Source organism: Nocardioides sp. BGA-UO-ETr-FS32 (genome assembly GCF_059567905.1).
In genome coordinates this window covers 88,010-98,306 of the sequence record NZ_JCAQOX010000004.1, presented here as the reverse complement: position 1 = coordinate 98,306, position 10,297 = coordinate 88,010, and the positions used below count along the sequence as shown (strand labels likewise).

Annotated in this window: 8 protein-coding genes; all 8 read right to left on the bottom strand. The window is 70.2% G+C overall.

Annotation, left to right across the window (positions count from 1 at the left end; translation table 11 throughout):
• Positions 1–98: 98 nt before the first annotated feature.
• The 8 genes from AC57BS_RS01790 to AC57BS_RS01755 all read right to left on the bottom strand — a co-directional run bounded on the left by AC57BS_RS01790 (position 99) and on the right by AC57BS_RS01755 (position 10,277).
• On the bottom strand, positions 99–410 hold the full coding sequence (locus tag AC57BS_RS01790; RefSeq protein ID WP_496409790.1) for a YqhA family protein: 312 nt from the start codon (positions 408–410) through the stop codon (positions 99–101).
• A 106-nt stretch (positions 411–516) separates the two neighbouring features.
• Positions 517–825, bottom strand: coding sequence for a hypothetical protein (locus tag AC57BS_RS01785; protein WP_191279119.1), 309 nt, complete (start codon positions 823–825; stop codon positions 517–519).
• A 211-nt stretch (positions 826–1,036) separates the two neighbouring features.
• Complete coding sequence (locus AC57BS_RS01780) at positions 1,037–2,215, bottom strand: hypothetical protein (RefSeq protein ID WP_191279120.1); 1,179 nt, start codon at positions 2,213–2,215, stop codon at positions 1,037–1,039.
• 1,223 nt (positions 2,216–3,438) lie between these two features.
• Positions 3,439–3,732, bottom strand: coding sequence for a helix-turn-helix transcriptional regulator (locus tag AC57BS_RS01775; protein ID WP_191279122.1), 294 nt, complete (start codon positions 3,730–3,732; stop codon positions 3,439–3,441).
• A gap of 47 nt (positions 3,733–3,779) precedes the next feature.
• The gene (locus AC57BS_RS01770; protein ID WP_191279123.1) at positions 3,780–6,503 is read right to left on the bottom strand and encodes a cation-translocating P-type ATPase; all 2,724 of its coding nucleotides are present in this window, start codon (positions 6,501–6,503) and stop codon (positions 3,780–3,782) included.
• Positions 6,500–8,050 carry a V-type ATP synthase subunit B gene (locus tag AC57BS_RS01765; protein WP_207081787.1) on the bottom strand — a complete coding sequence of 517 codons (1,551 nt, stop codon included), beginning with the start codon at positions 8,048–8,050 and terminating at the stop codon, positions 6,500–6,502. Before AC57BS_RS01765 ends, AC57BS_RS01770 begins: the two co-directional genes overlap by 4 nt.
• On the bottom strand, positions 8,047–9,897 hold the full coding sequence (locus AC57BS_RS01760; protein ID WP_169701885.1) for a V-type ATP synthase subunit A: 1,851 nt from the start codon (positions 9,895–9,897) through the stop codon (positions 8,047–8,049). The genes AC57BS_RS01765 and AC57BS_RS01760 overlap by 4 nt, the downstream gene beginning before the upstream one ends.
• Positions 9,894–10,277: a hypothetical protein gene (locus tag AC57BS_RS01755; protein WP_191279124.1), complete on the bottom strand. Its 384-nt coding sequence runs from the start codon at positions 10,275–10,277 to the stop codon at positions 9,894–9,896. Before AC57BS_RS01755 ends, AC57BS_RS01760 begins: the two co-directional genes overlap by 4 nt.
• Positions 10,278–10,297 lie beyond the last annotated feature (20 nt).

Below are 10,297 nucleotides of genomic sequence, written 5' to 3'. Positions count from 1 at the left end.
CCGCCGTCGCCAACGAGCCCTCGGCAAGCTCACCCCAGTCGAGTTTGAGATGATCTACGCGACCGCAGCAGCGGCCTGACTACTACAAACCCCGAGTGTCAACCAGATCCGGGGCAGACCCAAGTTCCGGCGACCTTGGCTTCTAGTTCGTCGAAGGTGTGGGTTGCCAGACTCTCCGGCAAAACCAGGTCGCCGACACAGAGCTCCCACAATCCCAAGCCCACTTGGAGCAGCACAACACCGGCGAGGACCGTGTCGATGCTCTCGAAGAGGTAGACCAAGGGGTCCTCCCGTGGGCCAGTGCGAAGTTCACGGCTGCCATGAACTGGATGGCCTTCCGCCTGCTCAAGCGAAAATGGCCAGATACTGCGTCGATTCCAGGACGCGCCGCAGGGCTGGAGGTTGGTCATGCCTGGCGGCTGATCAGTGGGTGCGGATGTCTCGTGGGCCCTGGCGTTCCGTCTGCGGCGGGTGGGCTGTCCCCGGCGATCAGCAATGCGTGGGCCTTGCGTGAGCTTAACGCGTTCCGGGGGCGTGACGAACCTGCATGATCGCGCCCACGACGATGCCGGCGCCACCGCCCACCATGGTGACGGTGACGGAGGTGGGGTAGTCGCGAAGCGCGCCAAGGAGTAGCAGTGTTCCACCTGCTAGCGCCGTGACTGCTACTGCCGACGAGGCGTCGGTCGCGCGCAACCACATGGTGCCGATGATGGCGATGGTCGTTGCGGCGGAGACCCAATACCCAGCGGCGTTACCCACCGGATCGTTGGGGAACAGCCCCCACGAGGACCACAGCGCTCCCACTGCGCTCAGCAGGGTCAACAGCCATCCGATGTCTCGAGATGGTTCCAGTGGTGGGAAGTCCTCGCGTGCCGTGGACTGCCGTCGGGGGTCGGTGGGGTGACTGCCATCAGCTCCCGATCGGCTGACGCTCACGTGGCCTCCTGTTCGTGTGGCATGTCGGATGTAGGCGCACGTGTGTCGCACCTCGTGCGCTGCGTTCGTGACGGGCGAACACCGTTGCGGCCTCCATTCACCTGGACCTCAGGAGGGCGATTCCCCCGAACTCATGCAGCTGTGCGTCGTCGACGAAGGCGATGAGGTTGCCGGCTTGAATTGCGTGCTCGATGAGGTCGTCAATCAGGTCGTGGGACACAGGCCCCCCACCTTCTCCGGGCGGTCGAGGGTGGACGTAGCCCTGCTCGACGACAAGGGTGCCCGGGGTCCGGCTTGCCACGGCCGTCCAGCACTGGTCCAGCCCGGCCACTACCTGTTCGGGATCGTTGACGGCAGCCTCGCGCAGAGTCTCCAGAGTCTGCTGACCCCGTCGGTGCAGGTAGTCCTCCAGACACAATGCTGTCGCTGTGAACAGCTGGTCAGGTTTGTTGGCCGTGGGGCCGACGACGGCCCCCGCGAGCCGATGCAGCCACCGCGCACTGCTCCTCAGCTCGTTCACGAGCACCGCGTCGCCGGCCAGGACGAGCGGAGCCGGGCGCTCTGCTCGCAGGCCTGCCATCCAGGGGTCGATCCGGGCGAGCAGGTCGCTGCGGTCGTCGGCCTCGCGCTCCGCGCCGAGCCCGAGCCCCGACTCCGGGTAGGGCCTTTCGAGATTCGGCGAGGCCACCAGCCGCGCACTGCCTACGGGGAGACGCTCAATCGTGTCGAGCAGCGTGACGCGTGCGGCAACCCAGTACACGCGAGCTCCGAATTCGTCGACGCGTAGGACCAGGTGCGGTGGGGTCCGGTGCAGCGCCCGGAGCAGGTCACGGGTGGCGAAGGTGGACTCGACCACGACCTTCTGGTGGACCGCCACCGGAAGCGTCCAGGCTCGCGACACGCTGTGGCTGACGAAGAGCGCGAGAGCGTTCTGCGTGCTCGAGTCCTGGGCGATGCGGGCCTGTCGTCGCAGTTCGTACATCAACCGCTCGCGGTCGCCCAACGGTTGGTCGTCGAGGCGTCGCTCGGCGTCGAGGAGCAGGCCTTCGAGGCGTTCGCGGTCTGCGATCGCCATCCGTGCAGCCGGGGTCGTCGGCATCAGCACGGAGATGCAGGGGTAACCACCGGCCGCGGTCAAATGCGCGGCAGCCTCCGGTGTGAGGTCCCGGGGAATGGCTCGGCCGCCCCCGCCGACGTGGTCGGCATCCGTGGTGAGGGGCGAATCCTCCATATCGGGAGCGTGGACTGAGGCGCCGCGCCGGTCACTATGGATCATGATCCTTCTCCTTCCGGACCTTGCACTGCGGCGGTACGCCGCTCGCTGACCGTCATGGCGTCCGCCGGGCGAACCGGCGTGCCCTTCGAACGCGGCCCGCGGTGGGGTGGGTCCTGACGATGTCGATCCGCACGAGCGGGGTTCCCGGCCACAGCTGGGCAATCTCCCCTTCGCGGTCGGCGACGTCGAGTGTCATGCGTCGTTCCCACAGGAGGTGGAGGTCTGGGTCGCGCGAGACCGGGGAGTGGGGCACCGTCAGCACCAGGTGGGCTTCGTCGCCGACGGACACCCAGCGGTGGAGCTCATCGACGACGTCCCATGACAGTGGCATTCCTGCGTCGGCGCGCACGTGGGGCCTGCCCTCGCAGCGTCGATTCGCCCGATGGGCCGTCGTTTCAGCGGGGTGGGGCTCGGCCGGAGCCAGGAGTGTGTCGAGCGCACATTCGTTCGAGCGCGTGTGTCCAGGTCCTCCGATGCCGCGCCGCCATGCCCAAGCCCCCCAGGCCCCCCAGGCCCCCCTCAACGCGCTCGGCTCGTGTTCGAACCTCACCGTCACGCGACTCGCGTCGGGTCCCGCAACCCCCGCGAGGTCTTCGAGACGGTCGCGAAGGTTGCTGTCCGCCGTGGCAGTGCTGCGCCGTCGCACGAACGAGAGCAGTCTGCGGTGCGGGATCGTCAGGGTCACGTGCACGCAGCACCCTGCCTGGAGATGACGTACGACCTCGTCGAGATCCGTGCGCGACCAGGCACCCGAGACAGGGAGTCGCACGTGGGGGTGGAACGGGTCGCCGCTCTCGGGCATCGCAGCAACCGGCAGCCTGAGGAGCATCATGGACGCCTCCCCGCCGCGTCGACGTACGGGCCGTCGGAGCCACCCTCGGGCACGGACCCGTGGGACGAGTGTCGCCGGTTGCGACGTGCCGCTGCGCTCGCCTGCCCGCGCCTGACACCGCACCAGCCGAGCTCGCGCGCCGCCCAGAGGCCGAGCCAGAGAGCCAGTCCGAGGAGGATGAGTAGGTCGTCCATGCTGATCACCACCGTTGTCGTCGGTCCGGGCCTCGTTGCCCGGAATGGTGATCAGGAGTGGTCTCTCCCGTCCCGGTTATGGGACCCGGTCGCCGGGCCGATCAGTCGGGGTGACAGCCGTGGTGACGTGCGACCGGAGGTGGGGTACTCCCCAACCCTGATGTACGTAGATCGTATCACGAAGTTTTCTTCGCATGTCAAGGGGTGGCGGTGGTCTTGTTGACGAGGTCGACGAAGGCGCCGATGGTGACTCCGGACTCGAGGTCGTGGCGGAAGTGGGAGTCGCGGGTGACCCGGTACCGGTTGCGCCGACCCACCTTCTCCTTGTCCACGTAGCCGTGCTCGACCAGGTCCGCGACGATCTGCTGCACCGCCCTCTCGGTGATGCCGACGGCGTCGGCGATGTCGCGGGTCCGCGCGTCCGGGTCGCGCGCGAGGGCGACCAGGACGTGGCCGTGGTTGGAGAGGAAGGTCCAGTCGTCGCGGGTCATGACGAGCCATGGTACGCGATTCTGGTTTCGTATGTCCCGGGTCGTCCTCAGCCTTCTCGTCGACGCGTGCCCCAGCGGTGGCCGAGCTTGACGAGCTCCTCGACCAACAGCACGCACAGCGCCACTCCGATGCAGATTCCCCACTGCTCGGGTGTGAGGGCGACGGTGTCGAAGATCGCCTGGCCCCACGTCGTGTGCACGGCTGCGATGTGCAGCAGGGCCACCGTCGTCAGGGACACCCACAGCCACCGGTTGGTGAAGGTGTGCGGTGCGAACACGGTGACGTGCTCCGCGCGTGCGTTGAGCGCGTTGACGAGCTGGAAGAGCACGAAGGTGGTGAAGGCCATGGTCAGGCTGACGGCCTCGCCCCACTCCTCGCGGGCGAGGATGAGGACCGCGAGGGTGCCGATCGCCATCACCAGGCCCACGCGGGCCAGCCTGATCAGTCGCGCCGGGGAGAGGATCTGATCGCCGCTGCGTCGCGGGGGCTCGGACATGATCCCCGGCCGGGCCGGGTCCACGCCCAGCGCCATTGCGGGCGGGCCGTCCATGATGATGTTGACCCACAGGATCTGCACGGCCGTCAACGGGGCCGGCAGCCCCATCACCGAGGCGCCGAGGAAGGTCGAGATGGCGCCCATGTTGGTGGAGAGCTGGAAGCGCACGAACTTCACCACGTTGTCGTAGATCGAGCGACCCTCCTCGACGGCGCCGACGATGGTGGTGAAGTTGTCGTCGGTGAGGATGAGGTCGCCCGCCTCCTTGGTGACCTCGGTTCCCGTCAGACCCATGGCCACGCCGATGTGCGCCGAGCGCAGCGCCGCGGCGTCGTTGACGCCATCACCAGTCATGGCCACGACATGGCCCCGCGCGGTGAGCGCCTTCACGATGGCGACCTTGTGCTCGGGAGACACCCGGGCGAACACCGCCACCTCGTCGACGACGTCGGCCAGCTCCTCGGTCGACAGCTCGGAGAGCTCGGCGCCGGTCATCGCGCGGCCCTCGATGCCGAGCTCGCGGGCGATGGCGACGGCGGTCGCGACGTGGTCGCCGGTGATCATCTTCACCCCCACACCGGCCCGGTGGCACAGGGCCACCGCCGAGGTCGCCTCGGGCCGCGGTGGGTCGGCGATCCCGAGCAGGCCGAGCAGGGTCAGCGACGCAACGTCGGAGTGTGGCTCGGATGACGGTGACTCGACCAGGCGGGTGGCCACGGCCAGCACGCGCAGTCCGCGCTCGCCCATTGCCGCGATGGCGTCGTCGAGTCGCTCTCGGTCGGACGCGGTGAGCGCAACCTCCTCGCCGCCGAGCAGCCACGAGTCGCAACGCCGCAGCAGCACGTCGGCCGCGCCCTTGGCCAGCACGCGGGAAGCGGGACCCTCGTCGTGGTAGGTGACCATGTACTTGTAGTCGGCGTCGAAGGGGATCTCCGCCGATCGCGGCCACTCCTGACGGCGCGCCGTCACGTCGAGCCCCGCCTTGGCCGCCAGCACGACCAGCGCACCCTCGGTCGGGTCGCCGATGATGCCGGCGCTATCCCCATCCCCGTCGCCGTCCGCCTTGAGTTCGGCGTCGCTGCACAGGGCGAGTGCGTCGAGCAGCAGCGGCGGCAGGCTTGCTTGCGCGCCGTCGGAGTAGAGGATTTCGCCGTCGGTGTCGTATCCCTGGCCGTGGACCGTGAGCACGTTCTCGCCCACGCGTACCTCGCGGACCGTCATCTCGTTGAGGGTCAGGGTGCCGGTCTTGTCGCTGCAGATGACGGTGGCCGAGCCCAGTGTCTCGACCGAGGCCAGCCGCTTGACGATCGCGTTGCGGCCCGCCATCCGGTGCACGCCGAGCGCGAGCGTCAGCGCCAGTACGGCCGGCAGGCCCTCCGGGACGGTCGCCACCGCGAGCGCCACGGCTCGCAGGGCGATCTCGGAGGGGGCCTCGCCCCGCGCCAGGGCCAGCGCGACGTACACCGTCACGGCGACGAGCCCGATCACGGCCAGCCGCTTGCCCAGGGTGTCGAGCTGCCGCTGCAGGGGGGTCTGCGGCTCCTCGCCAGTGGCGAGCATCTCGGCGATGGCGCCGACGGAGGTCTCCATGCCGGTGGCGGTCACGACCGCTTCGGCCCGTCCGCGGGTGAGCGCGGTGTTCATGTGGACCATGCCGTCGCGATCTGCGAGGGGGGCGTCGTGTTCTACGGTCGAGTTGGCCCGTTTGGGGACGGGCTGGGACTCACCGGTCAGGGCCGATTCGTCGACCTCCACCGAGGAGGCGAGGATTAGGCGCGCGTCCGCGGGCACCCGGTCGCCCGCCTCGAGCAGGACGACGTCGCCGGGCACGAGGTCGCCGGCGTCGACGACGAGGGTTCGCCCGTCGCGCCGGATCCGCGCCGAGGGGCTCAGCATGTTGCGTAGCGCCTCGAGGCTCTTCTCGGCTCGCTGCTCTTGGAAGAACCCGATGCTGGCGTTGATGAGGAGCACCACGGCGATGACGATGGTGTCCTTGATCTCACCCACGAGGCCCGCGAGGACCGCGGCACCGATGAGCACCAGGATCAGGACGCTGCGGAACTGGTCGAGGAAGCGCAGCAGCACCGGTCGGCGTACGGGCTCGGCCAGCTGGTTGGGGCCGAACCGGTCGAGCCGTGTCCGGGCCTCCTCGCTGCTCAGGCCTTGGGCGGGGTCGACCTCCAGTGTCATGGCCACTTCCTCGGCGCTGGCGGCGTGCGGGTTGCTGAGTGGGGTGCTGTGCGGGGTGGTGCTGGGGACGGGTGCCGCGGTCATGGCTGGCTCCAGGTGGTGCTCTTGGCGGTGCTCTCGGTGCGCTCGGTGGTGGTGGTGGTGCGGTGGTGCTGGGCGACGTGGTCGGCCCCGACCCGGCCTAGCTCGTCGGGCTCGAAGTCGCCGAGCAGTTCCCAGCCCAGGTCCAGGGTCTGGGTGATGGTCCGCCGGGCCTCGCCCTGGCCGACGAACTCCTCCTCGAAGCGACGGGCGAACGCGAGGTAGCGGCGGTCCTCGGCCGTCAGGCCGCTCTCGCCGACGATCGAGACCAGGCGCCGTACCTCGACGCCGCGGGCGTAGCAGGCGTAGAGCTGGTCGGCCAGACCCCGGTGGTCGGCCCGCGTACGCCCCGCGCCGACGCCGGCGTTCATCAGCCGCGACAGCGACGGCAGGACGTCGAAGGGCGGGTCGACGCCGCGTCCGGCCATGTCGCGCGAGAGGACCACCTGTCCCTCGGTGATGTAGCCGGTGAGGTCCGGGATCGGGTGGGTGATGTCGCCGTCGGGCATGGTCAGCAGCGACAGCTGGGTCAAGGAGCCGGTCGAGCCGTGCACCCGTCCCGCCCGCTCGAAGAGGGAGGCCAGATCGGTGTACATGTAGCCGGGGTAGCCGCGCCGCCCCGGCATCTCCTCGCGGGCCGCGGCGATCTCGCGCAGCGCCTCGCAGTACGCGGTGATGTCGGTGAGGATCACCAGGACGTGCAGGTGCTTCTCGAAGGCGAGATACTCGGCCAGCGTCAGCGCCACCCGGGGGGTGAGCAACCGCTCGATGGTGGGGTCGTCGGCCAGGTTGAGCAACAGCACATTGCGGTGCCCTGATGCGCTGGTGGCGAACTGGTCCCGGAAGAAGTCGGCCTCGCGGCGCGTGACGCCCATCGCTGCGAAGACGACCACTACTCCCTCGGTCCCGTCGGCCTGGTTGTCGTGTCTGGCCTCGCCGGGCACCCGGGCCTGGATGGCGATCCGGGCGGCCACCTCAGCGGCGGGCAGCCCGGCCGCGGTGAAGACGGGCAGCTTCTGCCCACGGACCAGGGTGTTGAGGCCATCGATGGCCGAGAAGCCGGTCTCGATGAACTGGTCGGGGTGGATCCGCGCGACGGGGTTGAGCGGCAGCCCGTTCACCGGCCGGTACGCCTCGGCGGTGGGCTCCGGCCGGCCGTCCCGCGGACGCCCGGCACCGTCGAGGACGCGTCCCAGTACGTCGGTCCCGACGCCGGTGACCGCTGCGCGGAACCGCGCGCGCACGGCGACGTTGGCCCGGCCCATGCCCTCGGTGCCGCCGAGCACCTGAACCACCGCGCGGGAGCGGTCCACCTCGAGGACCTGGCCGTCGCGTTCCGTGCCGTCGTCGGTGACGACGGTGACGACGTCGCCGAACGCTACGGCCTCGGCGCCCTCGACCAGCAGCAGCGGCCCGGCCACCCGGCGTACGTCGCGCATCTCGATCGTGGGCAGGATGCCCACGGGTGCGACGGCGACGGCGTCCCGCGCGCGGGTGATCGTGTCCGCGGTGTCTTCCGGGCTGTCTTTGGAGCTGTCCAGCGTGGTCATCGCTGCTCCTCCTCGTCGGTGGTGAGTGCCGCGCGCTCCTCAGTAGCGCGCTCTTTGGTGGTGAGTGCGGCGTGCATGGTCGAGACGGCGTCGTCGAGGTGTCGCTCGAGCGTGTCGTCGACCGGCCAGCCACGTGCTGCGGCGACCGTGCGCAGGACGGGGTGGGCGACGACGTCGGCGACGGGTCGCCCGGCGGTGACCGCAGCGGTCATGGCCTCCTCGGCCGACTTGATCAGTCGCAGCATCGTGACCTGCTTGGCCGGCGGACAGCTGGCGTCGGCGGGGTCGAAGGAGTTCTGCTGCAGGTAGTCCTCGCGGAGCATGCGACCCACGCGCAGGGTGACTCGCTGGGGCGGCGCTACCGCCTCCACGCCCAGGAGGCTGACCACCTCCTGCAGGCTCCCTTCCTCCTGCAGCGTGCGGACGGCCCAGGCGCTGAGGCGCGACCAGTCCTCGGCGACGTGCTCGTCGAACCACTCGCCCAGCCGGTAGGTGGTGTAGCTGCGTGTCCAGTTGATCGACGGGAAGTGGCGGCTGCGGGCCAGGCTCGCATCGAGCGCCCAGAAGCATCCGGCCACGCGCAGGCTGTTCTGGGTGACCGGCTCGGAGAAGTCCCCGCCTGCGGGCGACACGGCGCCGACGACGGTGACCGACCCGCTACGCGGGGTGGAGCCGAGGCAGTCGACGAGCCCGGCGCGCTCATAGAAGGCCGCGAGGCGGGTGGCGAGGTAGGCGGGGTAGCCGTCCTCGGCCGGGATCTCGCCGAGACGACCCGACACCTCGCGCAGTGCCTCGCCCCAGCGGCTGGTGGAGTCGGCGAGCAGGACGGCGTGCAGGCCTTGGTCGCGGTAGTACTCGGCCATCGTGATGCCGAGGTAGACGCTGGCCTCCCGGGCCGCGACCGGCATGTTGGAGGTGTTGGCCACGAGCACGGTCCGCTCCATCAGGGGGCGACCGGTGCGCGGGTCAGAGAGCTGTGGGAACTCCTCGAGCACCTCGGTCAGCTCGTTGCCCCGCTCGCCGCAGCCGACGTAGACCACCACGTCGGCCTCGGCGTGCTTGGCGATCGCCTGCTCGAGCACCGTCTTGCCGGTGCCGAATCCGCCGGGGATGATGCCGGCACCGCCGAGGGCGATCGGGAAGAGGCTGTCGAGGACCCGCTGGCCGGTGAGCAGCGGGCGGTGCAGGGCCTGGTGTCCCCGCACGGGACGGGGCCTGCGGATCGGCCAGCGTTGCAGCATTTGCACGTCGTGGCCCTGGACGCGGGCGATGACCTCGTCGACGCGGTGCGACCCCTCCGCGACGTGCTCCACCACGCCGCGGACGCCCGGCGGCACCAGGACGCGGTGGCGCAGCGCTGTGGTCTCCTGCACGGTCCCGAGCTCGTCGCCCGCCTCCACGCGGTCGCCCGCCACCACGGACGGCACGAACTCCCAGGTCCGGGAGCGGTCGAGGCCGGGCAGGTCGGCGCCGCGCGGGATGTAGATGCCGTGTTCGGCGTTCAGGGCGGCGAGCGGGCGCTGGGTGCCGTCGAACACGGTGCCGAGCAGCCCGGGGCCGAGTTCGATGGTCAGCGGTCCCCCGGTGCCGGTCACGGGGTCGCCGACGCGCAGCCCCGAGGTGTCCTCGAAGACCTGTACCGTGGCCAGGGCGCCGTCGAGGCGGATCACCTCCCCGGGCAGGTCCTGCGGGCCGACCTTGACCACGTCGTAGAGCCGGCACGCGGGTAGGCCAGCGACCTCGAGGACTGGGCCCGAGACCCGCACCACCGTCCCGACCTGGTCGCCGGAACCGGCCGGCGCGCCGCCGTGTGTCGTGCTCGGCATCGTGGTGGGTGTCGTGCTCATGGGTGGTCTCCTTCGGGGACGAAGCTGATCTCGTAGCCGACCGCTCGTCCGAGCAGTCGCTGGAGCTGGTCGTGGGGCTCGGTGTCCACGGCCGGGGCGTCGGGCGGGAGGCCGACCACGAGGACGTCGGTGCGCTCGGCCCAGGCATCGCGGGCGGCGAGTGGCAGTCGAGTCCACGCGTCGTGGTGCACCAAGACCACCGCGCGGCCGTCGCCGGGCAGGCGCACAGCTGTCTCGACAGCTCTGTTGACGGCGTCGGCTCCGATCTCCCCGTCCGGGCCGGGCTCGGGCACCACCGTCGCGGCGCCCGCGAGGCGGAAGCCCGCGTCGACGTCTCGCGGAGCCACCACGACGACCTCCGAGTCCACTTCTGAGTCCATCCGTGGCGCTGAGGGGGTAA

What these genes read in the sequence shown, in the direction of transcription:
- AC57BS_RS01790 (WP_496409790.1), bottom strand. Translation starts at nt 410, where the DNA reads ATGACCAACCTCCAGCCCTGCGGCGCGTCCTGGAATCGACGCAGTATC.
- AC57BS_RS01780 (WP_191279120.1), bottom strand. Translation starts at nt 2,215, where the DNA reads ATGATCCATAGTGACCGGCGCGGCGCCTCAGTCCACGCTCCCGATATG.
- AC57BS_RS01775 (WP_191279122.1), bottom strand. Translation starts at nt 3,732, where the DNA reads ATGACCCGCGACGACTGGACCTTCCTCTCCAACCACGGCCACGTCCTG.
- AC57BS_RS01770 (WP_191279123.1), bottom strand. Translation starts at nt 6,503, where the DNA reads ATGACCGCGGCACCCGTCCCCAGCACCACCCCGCACAGCACCCCACTC.
- AC57BS_RS01765 (WP_207081787.1), bottom strand. Translation starts at nt 8,050, where the DNA reads ATGACCACGCTGGACAGCTCCAAAGACAGCCCGGAAGACACCGCGGAC.
- AC57BS_RS01760 (WP_169701885.1), bottom strand. Translation starts at nt 9,897, where the DNA reads ATGAGCACGACACCCACCACGATGCCGAGCACGACACACGGCGGCGCG.
- AC57BS_RS01755 (WP_191279124.1), bottom strand. Translation starts at nt 10,277, where the DNA reads ATGGACTCAGAAGTGGACTCGGAGGTCGTCGTGGTGGCTCCGCGAGAC.